Annotated in this window: 25 protein-coding genes; 7 read left to right on the forward strand and 18 right to left on the reverse strand. The window is 38.1% G+C overall.

The window, feature by feature from the left end; genetic code table 11:
* Positions 1–278: 278 nt before the first annotated feature.
* A complete protein-coding gene (locus ACH8JV_RS17855; RefSeq protein ID WP_263613521.1) occupies positions 279–1586 on the reverse strand; it encodes a dicarboxylate/amino acid:cation symporter in 1308 nt (435 codons plus the stop codon).
* A gap of 464 nt (positions 1587–2050) precedes the next feature.
* A complete protein-coding gene (locus tag ACH8JV_RS17860) occupies positions 2051–3481 on the reverse strand; it encodes a pyridoxal phosphate-dependent aminotransferase (RefSeq protein ID WP_396522874.1) in 1431 nt (476 codons plus the stop codon).
* 240 nt (positions 3482–3721) lie between these two features.
* Here ACH8JV_RS17860 and msrB point away from each other — a divergent pair, with 240 nt between their 5' ends.
* The 4 genes from msrB to ACH8JV_RS17880 all read left to right on the forward strand — a co-directional run bounded on the left by msrB (position 3722) and on the right by ACH8JV_RS17880 (position 6165).
* A complete protein-coding gene (gene msrB, locus ACH8JV_RS17865; protein WP_004702186.1) occupies positions 3722–4141 on the forward strand; it encodes a peptide-methionine (R)-S-oxide reductase MsrB in 420 nt (139 codons plus the stop codon).
* Positions 4138–4623 carry a glutathione peroxidase gene (locus ACH8JV_RS17870; protein ID WP_002050111.1) on the forward strand — a complete coding sequence of 162 codons (486 nt, stop codon included), beginning with the start codon at positions 4138–4140 and terminating at the stop codon, positions 4621–4623. The genes msrB and ACH8JV_RS17870 overlap by 4 nt, the downstream gene beginning before the upstream one ends.
* Positions 4623–5468 (forward strand): AraC family transcriptional regulator, encoded by an 846-nt coding sequence (locus ACH8JV_RS17875; protein ID WP_396522898.1) that lies wholly within the window; start codon positions 4623–4625, stop codon positions 5466–5468. Before ACH8JV_RS17870 ends, ACH8JV_RS17875 begins: the two co-directional genes overlap by 1 nt.
* A 64-nt stretch (positions 5469–5532) precedes the next feature.
* Positions 5533–6165, forward strand: coding sequence for a LysE family translocator (locus ACH8JV_RS17880; protein ID WP_396522876.1), 633 nt, complete (start codon positions 5533–5535; stop codon positions 6163–6165).
* 57 nt (positions 6166–6222) lie between these two features.
* On the opposite strand, the gene dapC is transcribed toward ACH8JV_RS17880, so the two are convergent.
* The 6 genes from dapC to ACH8JV_RS17910 form a co-directional block, all read right to left on the reverse strand.
* The gene (gene dapC / locus ACH8JV_RS17885; RefSeq protein ID WP_396522900.1) at positions 6223–7392 is read right to left on the reverse strand and encodes a succinyldiaminopimelate transaminase; all 1170 of its coding nucleotides are present in this window, start codon (positions 7390–7392) and stop codon (positions 6223–6225) included.
* 25 nt (positions 7393–7417) lie between these two features.
* Positions 7418–10081, reverse strand: coding sequence for a [protein-PII] uridylyltransferase (glnD, locus tag ACH8JV_RS17890; protein WP_396522878.1), 2664 nt, complete (start codon positions 10079–10081; stop codon positions 7418–7420).
* A 27-nt stretch (positions 10082–10108) separates the two neighbouring features.
* Positions 10109–11326 (reverse strand): formate-dependent phosphoribosylglycinamide formyltransferase, encoded by a 1218-nt coding sequence (gene purT, locus ACH8JV_RS17895; RefSeq protein WP_311071455.1) that lies wholly within the window; start codon positions 11324–11326, stop codon positions 10109–10111.
* 102 nt (positions 11327–11428) lie between these two features.
* Positions 11429–11818, reverse strand: a complete 390-nt coding sequence (locus tag ACH8JV_RS17900; protein ID WP_396522880.1) for a tautomerase family protein — start codon at positions 11816–11818, stop codon at positions 11429–11431.
* Between the two features lie 128 nt (positions 11819–11946).
* On the reverse strand, positions 11947–12288 hold the full coding sequence (ygaH, locus tag ACH8JV_RS17905; RefSeq protein ID WP_396479387.1) for an L-valine transporter subunit YgaH: 342 nt from the start codon (positions 12286–12288) through the stop codon (positions 11947–11949).
* Position 12289: 1 nt separating this feature from the next.
* Positions 12290–13012: an AzlC family ABC transporter permease gene (locus tag ACH8JV_RS17910; protein WP_396479529.1), complete on the reverse strand. Its 723-nt coding sequence runs from the start codon at positions 13010–13012 to the stop codon at positions 12290–12292.
* 119 nt (positions 13013–13131) lie between these two features.
* Here ACH8JV_RS17910 and ACH8JV_RS17915 point away from each other — a divergent pair, with 119 nt between their 5' ends.
* Complete coding sequence (locus ACH8JV_RS17915) at positions 13132–13602, forward strand: hypothetical protein (protein ID WP_396522882.1); 471 nt, start codon at positions 13132–13134, stop codon at positions 13600–13602.
* Positions 13603–13670: 68 nt separating this feature from the next.
* Here ACH8JV_RS17915 and ACH8JV_RS17920 read toward each other — a convergent pair whose 3' ends face one another.
* Complete coding sequence (locus tag ACH8JV_RS17920; RefSeq protein ID WP_396522884.1) at positions 13671–14006, reverse strand: hypothetical protein; 336 nt, start codon at positions 14004–14006, stop codon at positions 13671–13673.
* A 169-nt stretch (positions 14007–14175) separates the two neighbouring features.
* Complete coding sequence (locus ACH8JV_RS17925; RefSeq protein WP_396522886.1) at positions 14176–14883, reverse strand: Crp/Fnr family transcriptional regulator; 708 nt, start codon at positions 14881–14883, stop codon at positions 14176–14178.
* 91 nt (positions 14884–14974) lie between these two features.
* Here ACH8JV_RS17925 and ACH8JV_RS17930 point away from each other — a divergent pair, with 91 nt between their 5' ends.
* Positions 14975–15496 (forward strand): DUF962 domain-containing protein, encoded by a 522-nt coding sequence (locus tag ACH8JV_RS17930; RefSeq protein WP_396522888.1) that lies wholly within the window; start codon positions 14975–14977, stop codon positions 15494–15496.
* Positions 15497–15548: 52 nt separating this feature from the next.
* On the opposite strand, the gene ychF is transcribed toward ACH8JV_RS17930, so the two are convergent.
* The 8 genes from ychF to ACH8JV_RS17970 all read right to left on the reverse strand — a co-directional run bounded on the left by ychF (position 15549) and on the right by ACH8JV_RS17970 (position 24031).
* Entirely contained in the window at positions 15549–16640 is a 1092-nt protein-coding gene (ychF, locus tag ACH8JV_RS17935) for a redox-regulated ATPase YchF (RefSeq protein WP_004642544.1), read from the reverse strand.
* Positions 16641–16733: 93 nt separating this feature from the next.
* Complete coding sequence (locus tag ACH8JV_RS17940; RefSeq protein WP_004792864.1) at positions 16734–17393, reverse strand: methionine ABC transporter permease; 660 nt, start codon at positions 17391–17393, stop codon at positions 16734–16736.
* Positions 17374–18450, reverse strand: a complete 1077-nt coding sequence (locus tag ACH8JV_RS17945; protein WP_396522890.1) for a methionine ABC transporter ATP-binding protein — start codon at positions 18448–18450, stop codon at positions 17374–17376. Before ACH8JV_RS17945 ends, ACH8JV_RS17940 begins: the two co-directional genes overlap by 20 nt.
* Before the next feature lie 5 nt (positions 18451–18455).
* Positions 18456–19289 carry a MetQ/NlpA family ABC transporter substrate-binding protein gene (locus ACH8JV_RS17950; protein ID WP_396522892.1) on the reverse strand — a complete coding sequence of 278 codons (834 nt, stop codon included), beginning with the start codon at positions 19287–19289 and terminating at the stop codon, positions 18456–18458.
* 13 nt (positions 19290–19302) lie between these two features.
* A complete protein-coding gene (locus ACH8JV_RS17955; protein ID WP_077164057.1) occupies positions 19303–20133 on the reverse strand; it encodes a MetQ/NlpA family ABC transporter substrate-binding protein in 831 nt (276 codons plus the stop codon).
* 14 nt (positions 20134–20147) lie between these two features.
* Positions 20148–21560, reverse strand: a complete 1413-nt coding sequence (locus tag ACH8JV_RS17960) for an LLM class flavin-dependent oxidoreductase (protein ID WP_396522894.1) — start codon at positions 21558–21560, stop codon at positions 20148–20150.
* Complete coding sequence (locus ACH8JV_RS17965) at positions 21560–22783, reverse strand: SfnB family sulfur acquisition oxidoreductase (protein WP_005120072.1); 1224 nt, start codon at positions 22781–22783, stop codon at positions 21560–21562. Before ACH8JV_RS17965 ends, ACH8JV_RS17960 begins: the two co-directional genes overlap by 1 nt.
* 12 nt (positions 22784–22795) lie before the next feature.
* The gene (locus ACH8JV_RS17970; RefSeq protein ID WP_396522896.1) at positions 22796–24031 is read right to left on the reverse strand and encodes an SfnB family sulfur acquisition oxidoreductase; all 1236 of its coding nucleotides are present in this window, start codon (positions 24029–24031) and stop codon (positions 22796–22798) included.
* Positions 24032–24376: 345 nt separating this feature from the next.
* Between ACH8JV_RS17970 and ACH8JV_RS17975 the strand changes: the two genes are divergently transcribed.
* The gene (locus ACH8JV_RS17975; RefSeq protein WP_002050156.1) at positions 24377–25141 is read left to right on the forward strand and encodes a glutathione S-transferase family protein; all 765 of its coding nucleotides are present in this window, start codon (positions 24377–24379) and stop codon (positions 25139–25141) included.
* Positions 25142–25278: the final 137 nt, after the last annotated feature.

Consider the following 25278-nt stretch of genomic DNA (forward strand, 5'->3'; position numbering starts at 1 on the left):
CAGTTATTTAATATAAATAATAAGAAATAACTTGAATTAAAAAGTAAGCATTTGATCTTTATTTTTAAAAATATAAATTTTGATTGTTTGGTTTTTATTCTTTTTTTAAGGTTTGGATTTGAGAAATTTAATAGGAGTTAAAATCTATTTTTGAGACTATTATTTAATATAAAAATGTCCGTAAATTTTGATTGTTTAATTTTAGAATAAAAAAAAGAGCAATTTTATTGGTCATATAAAATTGCTCTTTAGTTGGGAGAGTGGGAGAAAAGAGAAACTTAAGCGATCGTTTGTTCTTGTGTTGTTTTAATTAATACAGGTTCAGGTGACTCTTCAATATCAGCAACTTTGTCACCTTCAAGTTTTGCGACGACTGCGGTAGCAATACTATTACCAACCACATTTGTAGCGGTGCGACCCATATCTAGGAATTGGTCAATTCCGAGCAATAATAAAATGCCAGCTTCAGGTAAATGGAACATCGTCAGGGTTGCTGAAATCACCACAATAGAAGCTCTCGAAACACCTGCAATACCTTTACTTGTGACCATAAGCGTTAACAAAATTAAGATTTGCTGGGTGAAGCTCAAATCAATATGGTAAGCCTGCGCAATAAAGAGTACTGCAAATGTGGTGTACATCATTGAACCATCTAGGTTAAATGAATAACCCAAAGGTAAAACGAAACTGGTCACTTTTTTAGGCACACCGAACTTATTTAGGGCATCCATAACTTTTGGATAAGCCGATTCGCTCGAAGCTGTAGCAAAAGCAAGTGTTACAGGTTCACGAATTAACTTACCTAAACGGAAGATATCTTTTTTAAGTACGATTGCACCAACAGAGAACAAAATGATCCAAAGTAATAAAAGACCGAAGTAGAACTCTGCAATTAAAATACCGTAGTCAACAATTAAGCCTAGGCCTTGTACAGTAATTGCAGATGCAATCGCTGCAAACACTGCTACAGGTGCAAATTTCATGACGTAATCAGTAATACGGAACATGATTTTACTGAGTTCATCCGTTAGACGAATAATAACGGAGTCTTTTTCTTTACCCTGATTGACATAAGCAAGTGCTGAACCAAAGAAAATAGCAAATACAAGCACTTGTAAAATATCATTGTTCGCCATGGCTTCTGCAATACTGCGCGGGAATACATGGCTTAAGAATGACTGTAGTGTAAAGCCAGTAGTCGCTGGGAGAGTGGCGCTACTGAGTTCTTGAGCTGTTGGTAATACTAAATTTAATGCTGCGCCAGGTTGGAAAAAGTTGACTAAGCCCATACCGATTGCAAGTGATACAAACGACGCAGTAATAAACCAAGTCATTGACTTAAGCGTGATACTACCAATAGAAGTTGATTTACCCATAGATACAATGCCAGACACAATTGTGGCAAATACCAATGGTGCAATAATCATTTTGATGAGACGTAAAAAGATATCTGTGACGATATTAAAATAAGAAGCGATTTGCTTCAGTTGCTCACCTTCGTTAAAGAAGTGGTGACAGATCCAACCCGTCAATACTCCTAATAAAATAGCAACCACAATATACTTGAGCAATTTCTTTTGCTTCATATGAACCTCTATCCTTTGGGTTCAATCATCTTTTAGATGGGCTAAGATGATTGAAAAGCTTTCCTTGTAACTTCAGTTCGGTCCTTTAACTGATTTCATCTTCCTAAATCTGCATCAGTGTTAACCGAATCGAATATGGTGATGTTGTTATGGAAAGGGATTGTTGCTCGATTTTGAAGCAGTGTGAAATGCAAAAAAATATCAACTCATGCATTTTTTGCATAATTACTAAAAAGCAAATAGAGGAAAAATATAATAATTTAATCGAATGGTAAAAAATCTAGGTTTCTTTTTAAGGAGGAAAAGTGGTGAATTAAATTTGTTAAAAATATATATGAATCAATATATTAATTTAATTTATTAATTTTTTTAAATAGAAGTGAATAAATTTTAAATGCATATATAGATGATATAAAAAACAAAAAAGGCATCTAATTTAAGATGCCTTTTTTATTATGCATTTTTTAACGGCGATTTGCTAAGAAACGACCTAAACGACCAATTGCTTCACGTAATTCATTTTCTGCTGGTAAGAAAACAACGCGGAAATGGTCTGGTGTTGGCCAGTTAAATCCCGTTCCTTGTACTAAAAGTACTTTTTCGGCACGAAGTAAATCTAACATTAATTTTTCATCGTCTTCGATTGGGTAAATATTAGGATCAAGTCGTGGGAAACAATACATTGCACCTTCTGGTTTTACACAGCTTACCCCAGGAATTTCATTTAACATTTCCCATGCGATATTGCGCTGTTCATATAAACGACCACCCGGGCGGATCAAGTCATTAATGGATTGATAGCCACCAAGAGCAGTTTGAATTGCATATTGAGCTTGTACGTTTGCACATAAACGCATAGAAGCCAACATGTCCAGGCCTTCAATATAATCTAATGCACGACTTCTATCGCCTGTGATTGCCATCCAACCTGAACGGAAACCCGCAATACGATAAGCTTTTGATAAGCCATTAAACGAAATACATAGCTGATCGCCGGCTAAAGAGGCAACTGAAACGTGCTCAATTCCGTCATAAACAATTTTGTCGTAAATTTCGTCAGCAAATAGAATGAGGTCGTATTTCTTGGCAAGTGCCACAATTTGTTCAAGCACGTGGCGCGGATATACCGAGCCTGTTGGATTGTTCGGGTTAATGATCACAATACCGCGAGTATTTGAAGTAATTTTACTTTCAATATCGGCAATATCTGGATACCAACTGTTTTCTTCATCACATTTATAGTGAATGGCAGTACCACCTGAAAGATTAACGGCTGCTGTCCAAAGCGGATAATCCGGCATTGGAATGAGCATTTCATCGCCATCATCAAGTAGGCCTTGCATAGCCATGACAATAAGTTCAGACACACCGTTACCAATATACACGTCATTAACGTGCATATTTAGGATGCCTTTTTGCTGGTAATACTGGCAGATCGCTTTACGTGCTGGAAAGATACCTTTCGAATCAACATAGCCAATTGCATTTGGCAGGTTTAAAGCAACGTCATTAATAATTTCTTGTGGTGCTTCAAAACCAAATGGAGCAGGGTTGCCGATATTTAGCTTAATGATTTTATGTCCTTGCTCTTCCATTTCATTGGCGGCTCGTAATACAGGTCCGCGAATGTCATAGCAAACATGCTCAAGCTTCGATGATTTCTTAATTTCACGAGAAGTTGGCATAGATTGGAGAGTAGCAGTATTTTTAGACATAGCTGGATTCACTTTTGCATATCGGTATAAATAACTTTTAAATGTTTTAACTGTCACCAAATTCAGATCGTGTTGATCTTTTAGTAATTCAACAATTTTTTCATGGGTAAAGCCCGCTTGCTGATACTGTTTGATAACTGGTAATAGTTGCTGGAAAAGCACACTTTTTTTCTGAGACATGTTTTGTCCTATACAACCGTGCCAAACAAGAATAGCACCATCTTTGCTTCCTTAAAAGAAAATAAAGCACAAATCTGCTTACTTTTATTTTTGTAATTTGCTTACTTTTTGCTTTCTATTACTTAGATGATTAAATTCCAACAAATTTTACGTTCAGAGACTAGTGTTTTTTTGATGAATGGCGTAAATATAAAATACGATTATCAATTTATGTTTACATCAGAATAAAAGGTGCAGCTCATGGGAAAAGTTAATAAAACAGACCGGGAATGGCAAAGAGAGTTATCACCAGAAGAATATCGGATAACGCGACAAAAGGGCACTGAACCAGCTTTTACGGGGCAATACTGGAACACTAAGCAACATGGTACTTATGTTTGTCGTTGTTGTGGCGCGGAATTGTTCTCGTCAGATGCAAAATACGATAGCGGTTGCGGCTGGCCAAGTTTCTTTCGTCCAGTAAATGGAACAGTCATTGAAGAACATGAAGATTTAACGCATGGTATGGTCAGAACAGAAATTGTTTGTCATGATTGCGAAGCTCATCTTGGGCATGTTTTTGAAGATGGACCACAGCCGACTGGTTTGCGCTACTGTGTGAACTCGGCATCATTACAACTTAAAACACAAGAAAAAAATGACGAGGAAACTTATCCATGAGTAACATTTATCAGTTTGAAGCTGAATTGTTAGAAGGTGATATTAAGCAATTTGCTGATTACAAAGGTAAAGTTTTATTAATTGTAAATACTGCCAGTAAATGTGGTTTTACTCCACAATTTGCAGGTCTCGAAAAACTTTATGAAAAATATAAAGATCAAGGTTTAGAAGTTTTAGGTTTTCCCTGCAATCAGTTTGGTGGGCAAGATCCAGGAAATAATAAAGAAATCGGAGCATTCTGCCAGCGAAATTATGGGGTGAAGTTCCCTATGTTTGCCAAAGTAGATGTAAAAGGGCCAGAAGCTCATGTGATTTTTAGATATTTAACACGTGAAGCAAAAGGAATTTTGGGAAGCAGTAGCATTAAATGGAACTTTACCAAGTTTTTAGTTGGCAAAGATGGCTCAGTTTTGAATCGTTATGCGCCTACAACCAAACCAGAAGCATTAGAAGCCGATATTGAAAAAGCATTAGCGGGCTAATCAATTCAATGAACGCTCTTCCTCAAACTTTTGAGTTTTGGCAAGATCGGCGAATGCCATATGTTGAAACTCGAAAGTCGTGTTTTAGCCGAACATGTTATAAGTCTCATAGTCATCCAACATTTTCTATTGGGGCTATAGATGAAGGGAATAGTGTTTTTCAAAGTTCTTTTGGCACTGCACAAGAGATCTCTGCGGGTACTCTAGTTATTGTGCCCGCACATATTGAACATTCTTGTAACCCGAAGTCAAATGAGGCTTGGAGTTACCAAATGCTGCATTTGAATATAGCTTGGTTAAGTCAGTTATATTCAGAATTTCAAGAACAAGGTTTTGATTTGCATCTACCTCAGCATAAGCCGCTCATTATAAAGGACGACTCTTTATATGAAGCTTTTACTGAAATGAATGAGACACTATTTGATTCGCAAAAATTAATTCTTGAAAAAGAACAATCGCTTCTTCATTGTCTTATACATTTGTTATTGCCTCATTTTATTTTAGAAGAAATACAAAAACCTCAATATTTATATAAAGATTTTCTAAATTTGGTCAATGTGATTACTTCTTCTGAGAATTTTATTTCTTTAGAGGAACTTGCCCAGCAGGTTGGTTTGAGCAGATACGCAATCATACGGCTATTTAAAGCCAATGTTGGTTTAACACCACATGCCTTTCAAATAAATTTAAAGATTAACCAAGCTCGAGAACTCCTTAAACAAGGAATTTCACTCGCAGAGCTGGCTGTCACTTTAGGCTTTAGTGATCAAAGTCATTTTCATAAAGCATTTAAAGCTCATACGGGTGTTACTCCTCGACAGTTCCAACTTGCAGCCGCGCAATAATTTACAAGAAATAATTCGCTTCTATTTTTAAGATTTTCCAGACTGTTTTATAGATGAAGCTGTTATGGAAGTTTTTTTAGTTATCGCATTTACTCATTTCTTAGCATTGTTATCGCCGGGTCCAGATTTCTTTTTAATTCTCACTAGTCTTCTGCAAAAAGGACGCGGTTATACCTATGGTGTTGTTTTGGGCATTACTTTCGGAAATGCTTTAATTTTAGCTGCATGTTTGTTTGGTTTTATGCTGCTTGGAGATTTGAGCAGTAGCATTCTTACATTATTGAAATGGCTTGGTGCAGCTTATTTAGCTTATTTGAGTTTTCTTTGCTTTAAGGCAGCCAGATCTAGTGTTTTATCTTTTTCAACTGAAGACAATAATTTAAGTGATCAAGCCAACTTTAAGCAAAACAAAATTAAAAGTTTAATGTTAGGTGTGCAGTCTAGTCTTCTAAATCCTAAAAATGTTATGTTTTATAGTAGTTTGATGCTGCTTATACAATATAAGTTTAGCTTAATTCAAAAACTGCTCATGAGTGTATGGATGGTCAGTGTCGTTCTTGGTTGGAATATTCTACTAGTTGGATTACTTGCTCAGGGGCAGGTTTTAGACAAAATTAAGCGCTCTGCGACAGGTTTATACTACTGTTCTAGTATTGCTTTTATTATTTTTGCTGTGCTTTTGATTACATATAAATAGTGTTATAGCCCAGTTGTACAACCTGAGTAAAAGGCTGTACAACTGCTAAGAATAGACTTAAAGAACTGCTTTTAAACGCTTAACGACTTCTTCACATTGTGCCAAGTCTGCTACTAAAGCCATGCGTACATGGTTGGCTCCTGGGTTGCCTTGTTCGGTATCACGAGATAGATAACGACCCGGTAAAACTTTAATGTGTGCTTTTTCCATCAGCATTTTGGCAAAAGTTTCATCATTATCCACTTTTAGCCAATAGTAAAAACCAGCATCAGGTTTTTGTAATGGAAGTAAATGACCTAGTTCAGATTGGAATAAGTCAAATTTTGCACGATATTGCTTACGGTTTTCTTCAACATGCTCTTCATCATTCCATGCTGTAATTGATGCAAGTTGATGTTGAACAGGCATTGCTGCACCATGATAGGTACGGTATTGCAAATATGGTTTTAATAAATCAGCATCACCAGCTACAAAACCTGAGCGCATACCTGGTAAGTTTGAACGCTTTGAAAGTGAATGGAAGACGATACAGTTTTTGTAGTCATCACGTCCAAGTTCAGCACAAACTTCTAATAAACCTGTAGGTGCTTGATCGAACCAAAGTTCTGAATAACATTCATCAGAAGCAATAACAAAATTATATTGATCAGATAATGCAATTAGCTTTTTAAATTGTTCTTTAGAAAGCACAGTACCTGTTGGGTTCCCCGGTGTACATACAAAAAGAAGGGCTGTTTTTTCCCATACTTCTGCTGGTACCGCATCAAAGTCACCTAAGTATCCGTTTTCTTCTGTGCAATTAATGAAGTATGGCTTTGCGCCGGCAAGTAATGCTGCACCTTCATAAATTTGATAAAACGGATTCGGCATTACCACATACGGTGCATCTTCACGGTTAATTAATGCCTGAACAAAAGAGAAAATTCCTTCACGCGTACCAGATACTGGCAAAATGTGGTTTTCAGCACTAATACTATTCAGTTTAAAACGCTTAGTTAGCCAGTCTGCAATACTTTGACGAAGCTCAGGTAAGCCTTTACTGTTTGGATAAGTGGATAGATGGTTAAAGTTATCAATAATAGCCTGTTTAACAAACTCTGGTGCTGGGTGCTTCGGTTCGCCAATTGATAGAGGAATCAAGGGAAGGTTAGCTGGGGTAATATCCTTAAAAAGTTGGTTTAACTTTTCAAATGGATACGGATGTAATAACGACAAGCTAGAGTTCATTAAACAGTTACCAAGTAGTTGAGTTTCAGTGCTGACAAATTTGATTAGATGCTTCATCTAATGCAGCTTTCAGTTTTTCCGAGAAGAGTTTAACCTCTTCGTGATTCAGTGGTTTTCCATCTTTTTTGGTGACAAAGAAAATATCTTCTGCACGTTCACCTAAAGTTGCAATTCGAGCTGAATGGATGTCTAAACCTTGCATCATAAATAAACCACCTACACGTGCAAGTAGGCCGGGATGGTCAAGTGTTGAAATTTCGACCATGTTTTGCTGTAAAGCTTCATTCAATGTAACGTCGACTGTATTTTCAATGTCAAAGTGACGTAATTGACGTGGAATACGGCGTTGCATGAGTCCCGGGTATTGGTCTGGTTGGCTAAGTGCCTTCACTAATGCATTTTTAACCGTTTCTTCGCGTTCTGGGTCGGTAAGCAATGTACCGAAACGATCGAGTACAACATAGGTGTCTAAGCTAAATGCTGTACTTGCCGTGATAATTTTTGCGTCCTGAACGTCTAGGTTCATTCGGTCTAAAACGGCAACGGTTGTAGCAAACAGGTTAGGTTGATCACGCGTATAAATAAAGATTTGTACCGCATCTTGAGCTGCTTTACGGTGAGCACGTAAGAGGACTAATGGCTCAGGGTTATCGCCGTGTTTTAAAATAGCTTGTGTGTGCCATGCAATTTCATCGGCCGATTCTTTAATGAAGTATTCATCACCAAGTTCTTGCCATACTTTTTCGACATCTGCCAATGCGAAGTTATTCACGAGTAATTCACTTGCTGCAAATTTGGTGTCTTCAATCAGCATTTGATAGTCAACAGGACGACCTAAACCAGTACGGATTACATCACGGGCATGCGTATAAAGCTGACGCATAAGTGATGCACGCCATGTGTTCCAAAGTTTTGGATTTGTAGCATTAATGTCGGCAACCGTTAAGGTGTATAGATAATCGAGATGCTCCATATCGCCAAGTTTTTCTGCAAAATCTTTTACGACGTCTGGATCAGAAATATCTTTTTTCTGAGCAGTGAGTGACATGAGCAAATGGTTTTGAATCAACCATGCAATTAATTTGCATTCACGTTCTGTAAAGCCATGTGCACGCCCAAACTCAATCGCATCTTCGGCACCGAGTTCGCTATGATCACCACCACGACCTTTTGCGATGTCATGGAATAAAGCAGCAATAAATACAATATCTTGACGCGCAAGACGTTGGAAAACCGAACTTACAACAGGAAACTCTTTAGCAAACTCTGGCTCTCTAAAACGGTTTAAATTGCGCAGCAATAATAAAGTATGGGCATCAACCGTATAGATATGGAATAGGTCATATTGCATAAGACCCATAATTTGACCAAAAGCAGGAATATAGTTTCCTAAAACACCATAACGTTTCATCGCAACCAAGGTATCGTATAGACGATATGGTGAGCGAATAATCGACATAAACAATGCTTGGTTTTCTGGGTTATTACGGTAACTTTGGTTAATTCTTTTTGCTGCAAGAATAAGTAAGCGTAAAGTACGAGCACGAATACCTTCGATATCTGGTCTATTTGCTAAAATATAGAACAACTCTAAAATCGCGCTTGGATGCTCAGCGAATATTTTATGATGCTGTACGGCAAGTTTATTATCGACAATCTTAAAGTGATCGTTAACAACTTCAATTTTGCGTTCGTAGTTGGGTAGTCGAGGTGTAATCACCGATTCGCTAAAATACGCCAGTAGCATTTCATTCAGTGTCGAAACCTGTTGCGCCGTACGGTAGTAGCGTTTCATGAACTGCTCAACGCCGTAATTTACAGGTTGACCTTCTTGACGAACATAGCCAAATTTTGCGGCGATTTCTCTTTGGTGATCGAAAAGCAAACGGTTTTCGTCACGTTTCGCTAAACGGTGTAAATGGTGACGAATTTCCCAAAGAAAACTTTCAGCTTCTTCTAAAACACCCAGCTCAAATTCTGAAATAAAGCCTAAATGTACTAAGTCATAAATACGGTTTACACGAAAGTGGCGTTTGGCAATCCAACCAATCTGATTAATATCGCGAATACCGCCAGGCGCATTTTTAATGTCAGGTTCTAAATTGCTTTCAGTATTGTTGTGTTGGTGGTAACGCTTAGCTTGTTCTGCCATTTTTGCGTCATAAAAGGTTTTATCTGTCCACGTCTGCGAAACAATGCGGCGAGGCCATCTTGCAAGTTGAGTATTACCTGTAATTAAACGCGCTTCAATGAGTGTAGTTGCAACGGTTAAATCGGTAGCAGCCTGCTCAACACAACTTTGAATAGTACGAACGCTAATGCCCGGTTTAAAGTTTCCAACGTCCCATAATGAAGAAATAAAAGTAGAGATGCGTTTTTCATTTTCTTCACTGATTTCATGTTCTGACAAAATCATGATATCGACGTCAGAGTAGGGCAGCATTTCACGGCGCCCATAACCACCTACAGCAAAAAGACCTAATTCAGTCTGATCGAGTTCAGCATGTTTCCATAAAAAGATCAGTGCCTCATCAACTAGATCTGAACGGGCTTTAATAACTTCACGAATAGATTGCCCATTTTCATATGAATCTTGCAATTGCTTTTCTACATCCGTTCGCCACTGATTAATGGCTTTAATATCATGATGACTTGAGACATAGTTCAACAATGGCGATGTATTGATCATGAAAATGGGTCTACCAATAAGTAAAAATTAAGAGTTTGTTTGAACGCTTACTTGATCAGCGGTTTCTTTCGCTAAAGTACGAGCAAGATCAGTATTTTCAGCACGAGCAGTTGCAACACCCATACGACGACGTTTGAAACCTTCTGGTTTACCAAACAAACGTAAGTCGGTATCTGGATGAGCTAAAGCTACATTCAGATTGCTATAACTTAAATTGTTGGCATCTACACCCGCATAAATTACGGCGCTTGCGGCCACACTGTGACGCGCTGTGTTTACAGGTAAACCTAAAATGGCACGTGCATGCAGTTCAAATTCACTTTGATACTGAGACGCTAAAGTTACAAGTCCTGTGTCGTGTGGACGAGGTGAAACTTCACTGAACCAAACTTTATCGCCCTTAATAAACAGTTCTACACCAAAAATACCACAGCCACCAAGTGCTGTTGTCACTTTATTTGCAATACGTTTTGCTTCTTCAAGTGCAGCAGGGGTCATGGGTTGAGGTTGCCAGCTTTCTACATAATCGCCTGCATCTTGGCGGTGACCAATTGGGTCACAGTAGTGAGTTTCGATTTCACCAGTTTCAGGGTTTTTAGCACGAACGGTAAGTAAGGTAATTTCAAAATCAAAATCAATTTGAGACTCAATAATGACAGTGCCTTGGTTAACACGGCCACCTTGCATTGCATATTCCCAAGCCGCATCGACTTCATCAAAACTTTTTACACGAGACTGACCTTTACCTGAAGATGACATGACTGGCTTTACAAAGTTTGGATAACCAATGTCATCACAAGCAGCACGGAAACTTTCTAAAGAGTCAGCAAAACGATAAGCAGAAGTAGGTAAACCAAGCTCTTCAGCCGCAAGGCGACGAATACCTTCACGGTTCATGGTGAGGTTTACAGCTTTAGCAGAAGGAATGACAGTTGCTGTTTGGTTAGCTTCAATCTCAAGCAAAACTTCTGTCGCAATTGCTTCAATTTCTGGAACAATTAAATTCGGTTTAACTTTTTCAATGAGCTGTTTTAATTGAGCAGGATCAGCCATGTTTAACACATAAGAAAAGTGTGCAACTTGCATGGCTGGTGCGTGATCATAACGGTCGGCTGCATGTACTTCAACACCAAGGCGTTGTAAAGAAATTACAACTTCTTTGCCAAGCTCTCCTGAACCTAACAATAAAACTTTAAATGCAGAAGATTGAAGTGGGGTACCGAGTGTCACGCTCATGCGAATCATCCTGACAAAATTATTTTTTTAAGCATAGCAGAACTTATGGTGGAGTTAAGCCTTATAACGCATAAAAAAATGAATTTTGTCAGACAATGCAGTAAGTCGTTTTTAAACGTTAACTTGATAATTTAAACGTAATTCATCTGCGTTTTGACCACGGATGCCCCAATTTTCTTTAGGAGTTTCAAAAATAGTGATTTCAATGTCTTGTGGGGCAATTCGGCAATACTGTTCAATATTACGAAATAAAGTTTGAATTAGTCTTTTCTTGGCTTCGGTACTTCGGCCAGTAAACATTGAAAGTTCAATAATAACGTAGTGCTGGCTTCGATCTGAAGGATAGATAAAGTTTTCCGGTTTAAGGCTAATAAACCTTTGAAATCTCTTCTCGATTGGGTATTTCAACTCTTCAATCAGCGCCTGATGAACTGCATGAGAAAGCATTTCTCGATACTGCATGATGGTTTGTTCATTTGCATAAATTTTAACTTGTGACATTTTTATCTCTAATCGCTAGATGGTGTTATCTTTTAATAAATTTCAAAAATGAGTTTTCATGCTAGAAGTTATTATTCTTAATCACTTCTAGTATTTATATATTATATAAGGTTGATAAGTTTATCTATTTATAAAGGTAAATAAGTGTAGATCAAGCCATAAACGAGCGCAGCAGTTAACGTTGCTGGAACAATTTTCTTAAATTTAAAATAAAGACCTGCTAAAACCAGAAAGCCGATGAGCATAGCTAAACTTTTATCTGGATTTTTAAGAAGTGGTGGAAGAGTGGCAACCACGAGCATTGCACTAATTGCAGATATACCAATACTTCCCAATGCAATTTTTATCCAGACAGAACCACGTTTTTGATGAGTACCTTGTAGTTTTTGTATAACGAAAAATGGTCCAAAGCGTGAAGCAAAATTGGCAATACCAACAATAATACCGACCAAAATAATTTCTAAGTTCATATTAGGCTTCAACCTCATCAAACTGTTTCAGCACATAATGTTTAAATAGACCCGCTAAAATGCCTGAAAAAATCCCAATAAAAATAGCAGCAGATAAGTTAATCCAATAACAGGCCAAGGCTGAAACGACTAAAGATACTGCAACGACTAAAGTATGTTTGCGCTCAAAAGCTGCGAGCAAAAAGCTTAAAAATAAAGCTGGTAATAAAAAGTCTAAAGCTGCTTGTAAAAATTTTGGAAGATGAGCGACTTGATCTGCAAATAGTCCACCTAACAACGAACCACTTGCCCACGACATCCAGCTGAACAGACTTAAACCTAACATCCAAGATTCAGACCATTGCTGCTTGCGCTGTGAAAGCTGAATCATTCCACTTGCAAAAACTTCATCTGTAAGACCCCAAGCCCAAACAGCTGTCTTTTTTAAGTTCAGTTTATTCGGAATTAGGTTATAGAGCGCTGGACCATAAAGGACATGGCGAATATCAAGTGCAATAACCGTTAGGGCAGTTAACCAAATAGATGAACCACTGGCTAAAAGTGCCACAACCAGAAATTGACTAGCTCCGGCATACATCGAGCAAGAAAGAAAAAATGCTTCCCACGGACTAAAACCAAACTGAGATGCTGAAACGCCAAAAGCAAAAGAAACGGGTAAATAGGTAAGTACGATGGCTTGACTATCTTTGGCACCTTGCCAAAAAGTTGCTGTTTGAGCAGCCATCTGTTGTTGATTTGACACAATGCACCTTGGCAGGAAAACAATTATAAAAACTTGAAAGATTGAGTATTGTAGCCGAATTTAATAGCATAGTGCCGAAATGTTTAATTCGGCAGTTTGATATGTTCAAATCAAAGACTCGTTTAATTTATATCGCCATCTTGAGTGCGAGCGTATTTATATTGCAAGGCTGTGATAATGGGAATCAGAGCACGGATAAAAAAGTTGAAATTAAACCAGCGCCGAAATTAACCAATGATGCAACGGTCTATGCAAATAAGGCATGGACATTAATTAACACGGTTGATCCTTTAGTCTATGGAAAACAGCTTAGTCAGATAAATGATAAGGTTCGTAAACCGCTACGTCAGCTCAGTACGGATTGGCGTATTAATGTAAAAATGACAGATTCGGTAACTGAAGGAAAATATGCGCTTTGCCGTAAAGCTTTAACGAGTCTAGATGTGTGGGCAAGAGAAACTATGGAAAATTCAAATTCTGTGGCTCAAAAACAGGCTGATTACGAGCGTGATAAACAGCAGTGTAAAGATGCAATTGCAAATCCAAATTTAGGAAATACATCTCCAAAATAAAGTCACTGCATATAAAAAAGCGAGATTTTGAATCTCGCTTTTTTAACTCATAAATTAATCAATATTAATTATGGTTTTGTCGCAGTTTTAGCAGTGTTTGCAGTTTTTACAGCATCTTGTTTCATTTGGTGAGTAGCATGGTTTGCTTCTTGTTTAGCGTGAGTTGCGCTAGTCATTGCAGCATGTTTCTGCTCATTCATATCTTTTTTAACATCTTGTTTTGTTTTTTCAGCTTCTTTTTTTGCTTTTTGAGCAGTAGGTTTGCCGCTTACAGCAACACATTTACCGCCTTTATGATGTGGTCCAGTTCCTCCTTGGAGTTGAGTTCCCTTTGGACATGCAAATGCCGAAACACTTAACATTGCCAATACGCCAGCTGTAAGAATTGTTGATAATTTTTTCATGTTAATCAGCGCCTTGTTGAGTTTTTGAGTATTATTGCTCAGTCTGAGTTTAAAATGAAAATTTCTGCTTTGGAATATTTATTTTGTGAAATAGAGTTTGAACAATGTTTTATTTTGCAGTGTTATCTGATTTTTTAATTTAATTTTAAGTTTTTATTATATAGCACCTTTAAGTATTAGATTTTGCAATTAAACTTAATTTTTCGATATCTAAAATTTCAATTTTTCTAAAGGCAATTTTAATAATATTTTGTTTTTCTAACAAGTTCAATTCGTGGTTAATGGTCTGTCTTGAAGTAGTTAGCATATTGGCTAATTGCTCTTGAGAAATGTGAATTTGCTTTTCTTGGATAAAAATGTGATTACCATACCCCTCTAAAATAAACAGCAGACGTTGAGCAAGTCTTTGAGAAATACTGCGTGTTTGGATAGCAATCTGTTCTAAAAAAACATATCTGAGCTTTTGACTGGTTAAGCGCGCGAAGTAGTACCAATAATATGGATTGTCCTTGAGTAGCTCATTTAATGGTTTTGCAGGAATATGTAGAACGATACTTTTTTTCAAAGCAATCGCATCGTGTGAACGCGGTTCATGGTCAATCAGCGATATTTCACCAAACCACATAATTGGCTCAGCAATTGCAGAAAGGGCTTCATTACCGTTTACATCGACATACCCCAAGCTAATTGAGCCTTCGAGCACAGTATAAATACCATCAAACTCATCTTGAGCACGAAACACATAATTGTTTTTTTCAAAGGTTCTTTGCTTACCATGTTCTAAAATAAAATTTTGGAATGCCTCCGGAAGCACACTAAACCATGTGTTTTCTTTTAATCGATTAATATAAATAAGATCCAATATCAGCCCATCCATGAAAAAATCATTACTTTGTCAAATAGCTGACAACTTTAAATTTTCCTTGTTTGTACAGTATGACTATAGATAGGTGAATAGGGAATAACTCATGTCAAATCTGGAGCAGAAACTGAGCCAATATGCGGCTTATCATTTAAACCATCAAAATATTTTGACGCATTTTGTTGGAATTCCACTTATTGTATTTTCAATTTTATGTTTAACTGCGAGAGCTGGAGTCGATATTGGCAGTTTTAAACTGACTTTAGCTGTAGTGTTGATTGCAGTTAGTACGATCTATTATTTCATTTTAGATAAAGTTTTTGGCGTAATTATGCTGATTCTTTTAGCCGCTGTGTATCCACTGGCGAGCCAAATTGCTCAATTATCCTTAGGACAATGGTTAGCGGCAAGTATTGGTTTCTTTGTGGTGGGTTGGGTCTTTCAGTTTGTTGGGCATTATTTCGAAAAGAAAAAACCAGCTTTTGTTGATGATGTGATTGGACTTGCCATAGGGCCATTATTTGTATTGGCAGAATTTATATTTATGCTAGGTTTTAGAAAGCCTTTGCATGCGCGTATTTTACAAGAGGCGCGCAGTAAACGAGAGGCGATGGATTTAAGTCATTAACAATAAAAAAAAGCCCCAATATGATGGGGCTTTTTCTTTCTTAAACTTTAACTTATACGTTAAAACGGAAGTGCATTACATCGCCGTCTTGAACAACGTAAGTTTTGCCTTCTAAACGCCATTTACCAGCTTCTTTAGCGCCGTTTTCACCGTTGTATTGTACGAAGTCGTCATATGCAACAACTTCAGCACGGATAAAGCCTTTTTCGAAGTCAGTATGAATCACACCAGCCGCTTGAGGGGCAGTTGCACCAACTTTTACTGTCCATGCACGTACTTCTTGTACACCAGCAGTGAAATAAGTCTGTAAACCTAAAAGTGCATAACCTGCACGAATAACCACATTTAAGCCTGGTTCTTCCATACCCATTGCTTCTAAGAACTCAGCACGATCTTCATCTTCTAATAATGAAATTTCAGCTTCAATCTGGTTGCAAAGAGGAACAACGATAGCGTTTTCTTCAGCCGCAAGTTTTTTAACTGCGTCTAAGTGTGGGTTGTTTTCAAAACCATCTTCTGCAACGTTTGCAATATACATGGTTGGTTTTAAAGTCATTAAACCAAAACCACGCACTAATTTACGTTCGTCATCAGACAAATCAGCCGCGCGAGCTGGTTTACCTTCGTCAAGTAAAGGTTGGATTTTCTCTAAAACTGCTTTAGTTGCTACAGCTTCTTTATCACCGCCTTTAGCAACTTTAGTTAAACGTAAAATTGCTTTAGCAACAGTTTCAAGATCGGCAAGCGCAAGTTCAGTATTGATAGTTGCGATGTCGTCTAACGGATCAATTTTACCATTTACGTGAATTACGTTTTCGTCTTCGAAACAACGTACAACATGAGCGATTGCATCAGTTTCACGGATGTTAGCAAGGAATTGGTTACCTAAGCCTTCACCTTTTGATGCACCAGCAACAAGACCTGCAATGTCCACAAATTCCATTGTAGTTGGCAAAATACGCTGTGGTTTAACAATCGCAGCAAGTTTGTCTAAGCGTGGATCTGGTACAGGAACAATACCTGTGTTTGGTTCAATGGTACAGAAAGGGAAGTTTTCCGCTGCAATCGCTGCTTTCGTTAATGCATTGAAAAGGGTAGATTTCCCTACGTTTGGCAGACCAACAATACCGCAATTAAAACCCATGAAAACCACTCACAAATGTGTAAATTAAAAATTGTCGCTGATTTTACATGAAAGCCATGACAAAGTCATGGCTAGAGCGGGGTTGTATTGCTTTTAAACTTTACGTTTATCAAGTTGCTGGGCTAATGCATCGCCAGTTGCTTGTACTAACATGACTAAAACAATAAGCACAAAAATTACAGCCAACATAATTTGCATATCAAAACGTTGATAGCCATATCTATATGCGATGTCTCCTAGACCACCTGCACCAATAGCACCAGCAATCGCAGATGAGTTAATCATAGTCACAATAGTTACGGTAAAGCCTGCCACAATACCCGGCAAAGCCTCTGGTAAAAGCACGTGCCAAATAATTTGTTTACGGTTACAACCCATGGCTTGTGCAGCTTCAATTAAGCCTTGGTCGACTTCACGTAAGCTGACTTCTGCAATACGAGCAAAGAAGGGAATTGCCGCAATCGTCAATGGAACAACGGCTGCCCAAACGCCATAACTTGTACCCACAATCCAGCGAGTAAGCGGAATAAGTGCAACCATTAAAATTAGAAAGGGTACAGAGCGAGTAATGTTGATTACCCAACCCAAAGCCTGATTAATCTTTTGTGACGGGTGAATGCCGTGCTCAGATGTACTGACTAAAACAACAGCAATAGGTAAGCCAATTAAAAAAGCAATAAATGCAGATGCACCTACCATGAGTAAGGTATCTACAGTTCCAGTAATTAATAAATCAATGAGCTGGTCGTGCATAGCCAAGTACCTCAAATTGTGCAATTGCAGTTGATGCGTCTTGTCGTATAGATGAAAGATCAATTTCTACGTTAGGAATACCGACTAAAAGTGAACCAATAATGTGCCCTTGAATGGTATCGACCTGACTTTGATATAAATTGACGGGTGCTTTAAATCTAGCAAGTAGCTCTTGTATATCGGGAACCAGATGTGCTTCAGCCTCATATTTCAGTTTTACAATAATATGAGTTGAATCTTCATCGGCTAGAGGACTGATTTTAAAAGGCAGAGTGATCTGCTCTAGGTTTAACAACTCTTGGGTAATTTGTTGCTCTGGTCGTGAAAATACAGACCAGACTTGCCCAGCCTCTACAATTTCACCTTGATCAATCACCACCACTTGATCACAAATTTCTCGAATGACCTGCATTTCGTGAGTGATGAGTACAATAGTAAGACCCAGCTCCTGATTAATCTTTTTAAGTAAAGCCAAAATAGTGGCGGTACTTTCAGGGTCAAGTGCCGAGGTGGCTTCATCACAAAGTAAAATTTCTGGGTGGTGAACAAGTGCACGTGCAATACCGACACGTTGCTTTTGTCCGCCTGAAAGTTGCGATGGGTAGTAGCCAGACTTATCTGCAAGACCTACGAGTGCCAAAACTTCATTTACACGCTCATCGATATCTGCTTTGTTGTAATTGGAAACTTTTAAGGGCAATGCCACATTTTCCCAAACCGTTTTTGCAGACATTAAATTGAAATGTTGGAAAATCATTCCAATCCGTTGACGGGTTTGGATGAGCTCGGCATGGCTCAATTCAGCAATGTTTTGTTGATGTATATGAATGCTGCCGCTATTCACTTGTTCTAAGCCATTTAAAGTGCGGAGTAAGGAAGATTTTCCCGCACCACTTTTACCAATAATACCTAAAATCTTACCTTGTGGGATATCAAGGTTAATCTCTTTTAAAGCATGCAGTTTTTGACCCTGCGATTGGTAAAACTTATTTAAACCACGAATTTTGATATGGGGTAGAGAAAAATCAACTTGTGATCCAAAACTCACCATTGTCATTCTCCTTATTTCCAGCCTTGAAACCACATACCTTGGCCAAAGTCTTTATCCAGAATGTCTTGTGCTTGTTTTGAGTTCTGGAATGCTTTAACAAAGGTTGCAAGTTTTTGGTTTTTATCTTGGTAATCGCGACGGGTCACAAACAAAATTGCATATTTTTTATCGATTGGATCTAAAAATAATGCGCTATGTGGGTCGGTTACCTTTGCCATTTTTAAGTAGTGAGGGAAGCCGAAAATTAAATCGACATCGTTATATGCATGTGCGGTTTGAGGACCTTCAACTTCAACAAAGCTCAGCTGTTTAGGATTAGCAATAATGTCTTGGGTTGTTGAAAGCTCATTATTTATATCTTTAAGCTGAATTAAACCTGCACGATGTAATAAAATTAAAGCACGTGCTAAATTGACGGGATCGTTTGGAATAACAACACGTGCATTTGAAGGTAAGTCTTCAAGTGATTTATATTTTTTTGAATATAAACCGACATGACTTCCTGAGCCCACACCAAATGCATGTAAGTCATAGCCCGTTTCTTTAACAGCATTACGTAGAAATACGCTTTGCTGGAAAAAGTTTGCATCAATATCACCGTTTTGTACGGCAACATTTGGTGCTCGCCAGTCAGAAAATTCAACGAGTTTGACATGAACGCCTTGCTTTTCTACTTCATTGGCAACGCTTTGTAATAACTCAGCATACGGTGGGCTAATGCCAATTGTTAAAACATCATCGGCTTGTTTATTTTTAATATAGCGGTAACCGACAAGGCCCAGAACTACGATAACAATCGTAATTCCGAGTAACCAAGGCTTATGCTGTTTGAACTGAATCGCCATAATCTTTCCGTTATTACTTCCAGCCAGGGAACCAAAGTTTTGGCCCAATCTCAGCATCTAACACAGCTTTAACTTTTGGCGAGTTTTGATAGATCTCAACAAATTTCTTTAATTTGTCGCCCTTATCTTGGTAGTCATCACGCACTACAAACAAAATGGCATAACGTTTATTGGTATTGTCATCAAGTAAAAGTGCACTATTAGGGTCAGCTGTTTTTGCTAAGCGTAAGTAATGTGGATAGCCAAAAGCCAAGTCAACGTCATCAATTGCACGAGCAGTCTGTGGCCCTTCAACCTCGATGAATTGCAAGTTTTTAGGGTTTGAAACAACATCTTTAAGTGCAGATAAATGATTGTTTGAATCTTTAAGCGTAATTAATTTAGCTTGTTGTAAAAGTAGTAGGGCACGACCTTGATTCACTGGATCATTTGGAATGACTACACGTGCGTTTTGTGGCAATTCATCTAAGCTTTTATATTTCTTTGAATAAAGTCCTACATGTGAGGCGGCACCTACTGCAAATGCCTTTAATTTAAAGCCAGTTTCTTTAATTGCATTGTCTAAGAAAGGTTGATGCTGGAAAAAGTTCGCATCAATATCCCCATGATTTAAAGTAATGTTTGGTGTATTCCAGTCAGAAAATTCGACAAGTTTTACATTTAAACCTTGTTTCTTTGCTTCATCGGCAGCAGCTTGTAAAGGTTTTGCAAATGGTGGACTAATGCCAATCACAAGTTCATTTGAGCCACTTTGACGATGTTTATTCCATAAGAATAAAGCAACAAAAAGGACTACAACGACTAAGCCTACGCCTAGCCATTTTTTAGAGGCTGTTTGAGCCATGTCTATCTCCAAATTTAAGCGGTTATTTCTTCAATTTTTGTTAGGTTTTTGCTGTTGTTATAGGGACTACATCGGAACGCTTGAACAGGGTGTTGTTCTGGTAATTGATCACCCCGATTAAAAATTTTGTTCCGTAGTGAACCCGTTTTATATGCAGTTTTATAGCGACCACGTTGCTGTAGTTCAGGAATGACCAAGCGAATAAAGTCGTGGTGAGACTCAGGTGCAACTGTACGTGTCAAATTAAAGCCATCAATATCGGTCTCATCTAAAAGATGAATTAAGTATTCAGCAACTTCTTCGCCACTACCCACAATAAGGGGATAACGGCCACCTAAAACATGTTGAGCTTTTAAGTCATTTTTTGTGATTTGCTGTTCTTTAAACTTTTCGGTAATCGAAACAATACTGTTACTTTTTTGGTAAGGAATCGCTTCATCGTCGGCAAATTTACTTAAGTCGATGCCAGTTGAACTCGCATAATGCGCGAGGCCTGCTTCAGGACTTGCATACTGACGATATTCATTAAGTTTTTGTACAGCCAGATCATGTGTTTCGGCCACAACAACAGTTATACCGACAAAGACTTTAATGTCATCCGCTGAACGGCCTTGCTGTTCTGCAAGAGTACGAATTTTTTTCACTTGTTCGCGTATTTTGTCGGGTTTGTCGCCGCCAATAAATACACACTCAGCATGGCGAGTCGCAAATTGCATGCCTTTGGGTGAAGCACCTGCTTGAAAGAGTGTTGGGGTTCGTTGCACAGAAGGAGACACCTGAAACACACCTTCACTTTGGTAATATTTTCCGTGGTGGTGAATAGTGTGAACTTTAGATGGATCTGTAAAAACACGCTGTACTTTATCTTTTTTAACAGCGTCGTTTTCCCATGAACCTTCCCAATATTTATAGCAAAGCTCTAAAAATTCTTCGGCTTGTTCATAGCGAGCATCGTGGTCTTTTAAACCTTTTTGACCAATTAAGCGTTCCGCACTATCTAGATAACCTGTCACAATATTCCAGCCAATACGACCTTGAGTTAAATGGTCAAGACTCGCAAAGCGGCGGGCAAACTGATATGGATGCTCATAGCTTAAGTTCACAGTGACCCCAAAACTTAAGTTTTGAGTGACTGCCGCCATAGCTGAAATGAGTGTAGATGGGTCATGGCTCGGAAGCTGAATGGACTCTTTTAAAGTCAGATCAATACCATTTTGATAGACGTCATACACACCTGTAATGTCCGCAATAAATAAACCATCGAATAAACCACTTTCTAAAGTTTTGGCTTGTTCTGTCCAATAGCTCAGTTCATTAAAGCGGTGTGATTCATCACGTGGATGCGTCCATAAGCCATGATTGATATGCCCAACACAGTTCATATCAAATGCATTGAGTAAAATTTCTTTTGCTTTAAAGTCTGCCATTACAATGTCCCCCGACGAGGTGGAAGCACACCGTTAAGAACATAGTTCCCAATAAAGTAATATTTCCATCGTGCAGCATCATGTAAGGTATGTACGCGTGCATTTCGCCAGAAACGGTCTAGACCATCTTGTGACTGACTACCACGGCTTCCTGCAAGTTCAATCAGCTTAGACGATGCTTTGAGTGCGATATCAGTACTATGAGCACGCACTTTGGCCACATCAATTGAAGCTTTTGCAATGCTTTCAGGTGTGGTTTCAATTTTTGCGGCATCAATTGATTGAGCTGCCTGTTTTAATAACACTTCACTAGCTCGTACATCGACAGCAATGCGTCCTAGCTCATAAATTGTCAAAGGATCTTGATTTGCAGTTTCTACATTTGAATCAATCCATGGGCGCGCTTGATGCACTCTTTGCAAACTTTCTTCAAAGGCTGCACGTGCAATGCCTACCTCAATTGATGCATGCATAATTTGCGCAAAAGGGCCCACTAAGGTTGGTTGTAAAAATGCAGTATCAAAAGGAATAACATCATCTGCATCGACAAAAACCTGATCAAATTTAACTGTGCCGCTGCCTGTGGTTTTCTGTCCAAAACCAGACCAGTCATCAACTAGTTTCAATCCTTGTGAACCACTTTTTACAAAGGCTAGATATTCTCGGCCTGCATCGTCTAAAACTAAGGTTGGAATACGGTGAGCAAATAAACTTCCTGTGCAGTAAAACTTTTCACCTTGAATGAGATATCCATTTTCGTGAGGACGGATATTGGTTTGTTTATGGGTTGAAGTTTTAGTTTTAAACTCAGCAAGTGCATTACCGAAGCGAGTGCCATTTAACACTTCGCCATATAAACGTTGTTTTTGAGCTTCTGTGCCTGTATTGCGTAATACTTCTAATGCATAGAAATGGTTTTGTGGAATTTGTCCGATTGAACCATCTGCACCGCTTAAAAGTGCAATCACTTTAGCAACGGTATGGCTTGAAACTTCGGCACCGCCATATTGCTTTGGTACTGTAATTGCCCAAAGACCAGATTGGCTCAATGCATCGATTTCGGTATAGGGTAAAATTCGTTTAGAGTCTCGCTCAACTGAGGTTTTTTTAAATTGCTCAGCAAACTGTTTGGCAATTTCTAATGCTTCAGCATCATTTTGAATAATGTGCGCTTGGCCAGATGCCGATGTTTGTTTAGTTTGAACCGATTGATATGAAGTCATGACAATTTCTCCTTAAATCCAGGCATGGCGGGCAGGGAAATGACCATTAAGGTAATAATTGCCAATGGCATGTAATTTCCAGCGAACAGGGTCGTGTAAGGTATGTACACGGGCATTTCGCCAATGTTGATCTAAATTATGTTGGCTTAAACTTGAACGGCTACCGCCTAGCTCTAGTAGTTTTTCAGAGATTTGTAGAGCCGCATCATTGGCGTAGACCTTTGCTTCAGCAACCAAAATTGAAGCTTTAGCTACTTGTTCATCAGTCACAGTTTGAAGTTGGTCAAGTTCATCTAAATATTCAGCAGCTTCATCAAGCAGTAAGATTGCAGCATCGAGCAAAATATTTAACTTACCCACTTCTTGTAAGGTGTAATGTTCAAAGCTGGCTTTTTCAACATTTGCATCAATAATTGGACGTGCTTTATGAATAGTCGATAAAGTATCGTCAAATGCAGCTTCTGCAATCCCTACATCAATCGCAACTTGTAATAACTGAGAATAAGCACCGCGATAAGTAGGGGCTTTAGTTAATAAACGTTCATCAAAAATGAGTTCTGGATTAACTTCAACATGATTTAATTTAACCGTACCACTTGCTGTAGTACGCTGACCAAATCCATTCCAGTCATTAATGACTTCAATACCTTGAGCTTCTCGATTCACAATGACTAAAACCACATGACCTTCAGGATGAATCGCTTTAATTGCGAGCCAATGCGCAAAACTTGTTCCAGTCGAATAAAATTTTTCACCGTTTAAAATGTATTTACCGTTTTCAATGGTAAGCGTGGTTTTTAGTGTTTTTGAGTCATGTGTATTACGCTCTGGACCCCCGTTAGCAAGACGTTTGCCTGCTAATATTTCTGAAAAGATAAATTGTTTTTGTTGTTCTGTACCCAAGATTTCGATGAGGTTTAACAGGCTAATCTGATTTTGTGGAATTTGACCAACATTGGCGTCGCCTTTACTTAAAATACGGAAAACTTGAGCCAAAGTTTTATTGGAAACAAAAGCACCGCCATATTTTTTTGCAATGCGAATTCCGCCTAAACCTTTTTGGCTAAAGCTTTCGATTTGCTCATGCGGTAATAAGCGTTGTTGATCACGTGTATTACGACCCTCTAAAGCAAAATCAGCCACTTGATAAGCAGCATTAATCGCTTGTTGATCATTTTGAATGACTTGGACGTATCCCGTCGTTTTAGATAGAGAATTAGACATAATGACACCTTGTATTGCTGTCATTACCTTACAAAAGAAATATTTTTCCACTAAACGAGGACTTATGCTCAGCTTATGAATAAAAATGCAAAGCACTTTTTTTGATTTTTAATAGATAAATATAGATATAGAAAAATATTAAAAATCAATTAATTATGCATTTTGTTTACTAAATAAATTACTAAAGTAGTTTTAATATGAAAAAGAGCTATAAGTACGGTAAAAAAAGATATAAAAAATATAGACCTAACTGTCAGTGAAAAATGAGCACAATATCCATTGTTTTCATTAAAAATAGCTTCTAAAGTATCTATTTACCGAAGACGATTTTTGTACGAATAGTCAAATAAAAATAAACGTGGAGATTTTATGCGGGTTTTGTATCAGTTTCCTTTATCTCATTATTGTGAAAAAGCTCGCTGGTTGTTAGACCATAAAGAACTTGATTACGTTGCACATAATTTGATTCCTGGCTTTCATCGTGCTTTTGCACAACTCAAAACAGGGCAAAATTTATTGCCAATTTTGAAAGATGACCATCGCTGGATTGCTGAATCAACTAAAATTGCGCTTTATCTGGATGATACCTATCCAGAACATGCACTTTTACGCCGTGATGAGCAACTTAGACAGCAAACACTTAAGATAGATAGTTTGGCAGATGAACTGGGTGTACATGTACGTCGTTGGGCACTTGCCCATACTTTAGCCCACGGCGACCATGCTCTAGAGATTATGATGGGCGAACAAGGTTACTTGCGCCAGTTTGAAAAAATATCAAAACCTTTCCTCAAGACTTTAGTAAAGAAGAACTATAAGCTTGAAGGGGAAGTGGTGAGCCAGTCAAAAGAACGTATGGATGAACTCATCAGTGAGTTGAATCAGTACCTCATTGAAAACCAAGCACGTTATATGGTTGGAGACCGCTTAAGTCTCGCTGATATTTCGGTGTGTTCTATGCTTGCACCTTTATTAGAAATAAAAGGTACGCCATGGGAACCCGAAGAGGATGAAGAGGTGTCGCCAGAGTGGAGCAATTATCAAAAAAGTTTACTTGATTTGCCGCTTGGACAATATGTTTTAAGAATTTATCAAACTGAAAGAAATGCACGAGTTGATTGGCGAGGCATTTAATTTATAGATTTTATAAAAAAGGCTCGAAATAAATCGGGCCTTTTTCTCATATTCCAAAAAACATTTTAATTGTAAAAATATTACTATCAATTTTATAAATGGATTTTATTAAAACATTTATAAATATTATTTTGATG

The organism is Acinetobacter sp. ABJ_C5_2, from assembly GCF_044538485.1.
GTDB lineage: Bacteria > Pseudomonadota > Gammaproteobacteria > Pseudomonadales > Moraxellaceae > Acinetobacter > Acinetobacter nosocomialis_A.

Bases quoted from the DNA above. Each gene is read 5' to 3' on its own strand.
- ygaH (WP_396479387.1), bottom strand. From the start codon at position 12,288: ATGAACTTAGAAATTATTTTGGTCGGTATTATTGTTGGTATTGCCAAT.
- ACH8JV_RS17910 (WP_396479529.1), bottom strand. From the start codon at position 13,012: ATGGCTGCTCAAACAGCAACTTTTTGGCAAGGTGCCAAAGATAGTCAA.
- ACH8JV_RS17975 (WP_002050156.1), top strand. From the start codon at position 24,377: ATGCGGGTTTTGTATCAGTTTCCTTTATCTCATTATTGTGAAAAAGCT.
- ACH8JV_RS17920 (WP_396522884.1), bottom strand. From the start codon at position 14,006: ATGAAAAAATTATCAACAATTCTTACAGCTGGCGTATTGGCAATGTTA.
- ACH8JV_RS17930 (WP_396522888.1), top strand. From the start codon at position 14,975: ATGTCAAATCTGGAGCAGAAACTGAGCCAATATGCGGCTTATCATTTA.
- ACH8JV_RS17965 (WP_005120072.1), bottom strand. From the start codon at position 22,783: ATGACTTCATATCAATCGGTTCAAACTAAACAAACATCGGCATCTGGC.
- ACH8JV_RS17970 (WP_396522896.1), bottom strand. From the start codon at position 24,031: ATGACAGCAATACAAGGTGTCATTATGTCTAATTCTCTATCTAAAACG.
- ychF (WP_004642544.1), bottom strand. From the start codon at position 16,640: ATGGGTTTTAATTGCGGTATTGTTGGTCTGCCAAACGTAGGGAAATCT.
- ACH8JV_RS17945 (WP_396522890.1), bottom strand. From the start codon at position 18,450: ATGACAATGGTGAGTTTTGGATCACAAGTTGATTTTTCTCTACCCCAT.
- ACH8JV_RS17960 (WP_396522894.1), bottom strand. From the start codon at position 21,560: ATGGCAGACTTTAAAGCAAAAGAAATTTTACTCAATGCATTTGATATG.
- ACH8JV_RS17870 (WP_002050111.1), top strand. From the start codon at position 4,138: ATGAGTAACATTTATCAGTTTGAAGCTGAATTGTTAGAAGGTGATATT.
- glnD (WP_396522878.1), bottom strand. From the start codon at position 10,081: ATGATCAATACATCGCCATTGTTGAACTATGTCTCAAGTCATCATGAT.
- ACH8JV_RS17915 (WP_396522882.1), top strand. From the start codon at position 13,132: ATGTTCAAATCAAAGACTCGTTTAATTTATATCGCCATCTTGAGTGCG.
- dapC (WP_396522900.1), bottom strand. From the start codon at position 7,392: ATGAACTCTAGCTTGTCGTTATTACATCCGTATCCATTTGAAAAGTTA.
- ACH8JV_RS17950 (WP_396522892.1), bottom strand. From the start codon at position 19,289: ATGGCGATTCAGTTCAAACAGCATAAGCCTTGGTTACTCGGAATTACG.
- ACH8JV_RS17940 (WP_004792864.1), bottom strand. From the start codon at position 17,393: ATGCACGACCAGCTCATTGATTTATTAATTACTGGAACTGTAGATACC.
- ACH8JV_RS17925 (WP_396522886.1), bottom strand. From the start codon at position 14,883: ATGGATGGGCTGATATTGGATCTTATTTATATTAATCGATTAAAAGAA.
- ACH8JV_RS17860 (WP_396522874.1), bottom strand. From the start codon at position 3,481: ATGTCTCAGAAAAAAAGTGTGCTTTTCCAGCAACTATTACCAGTTATC.
- ACH8JV_RS17880 (WP_396522876.1), top strand. From the start codon at position 5,533: ATGGAAGTTTTTTTAGTTATCGCATTTACTCATTTCTTAGCATTGTTA.
- ACH8JV_RS17955 (WP_077164057.1), bottom strand. From the start codon at position 20,133: ATGGCTCAAACAGCCTCTAAAAAATGGCTAGGCGTAGGCTTAGTCGTT.
- purT (WP_311071455.1), bottom strand. From the start codon at position 11,326: ATGATTCGCATGAGCGTGACACTCGGTACCCCACTTCAATCTTCTGCA.
- ACH8JV_RS17900 (WP_396522880.1), bottom strand. From the start codon at position 11,818: ATGTCACAAGTTAAAATTTATGCAAATGAACAAACCATCATGCAGTAT.
- msrB (WP_004702186.1), top strand. From the start codon at position 3,722: ATGGGAAAAGTTAATAAAACAGACCGGGAATGGCAAAGAGAGTTATCA.
- ACH8JV_RS17855 (WP_263613521.1), bottom strand. From the start codon at position 1,586: ATGAAGCAAAAGAAATTGCTCAAGTATATTGTGGTTGCTATTTTATTA.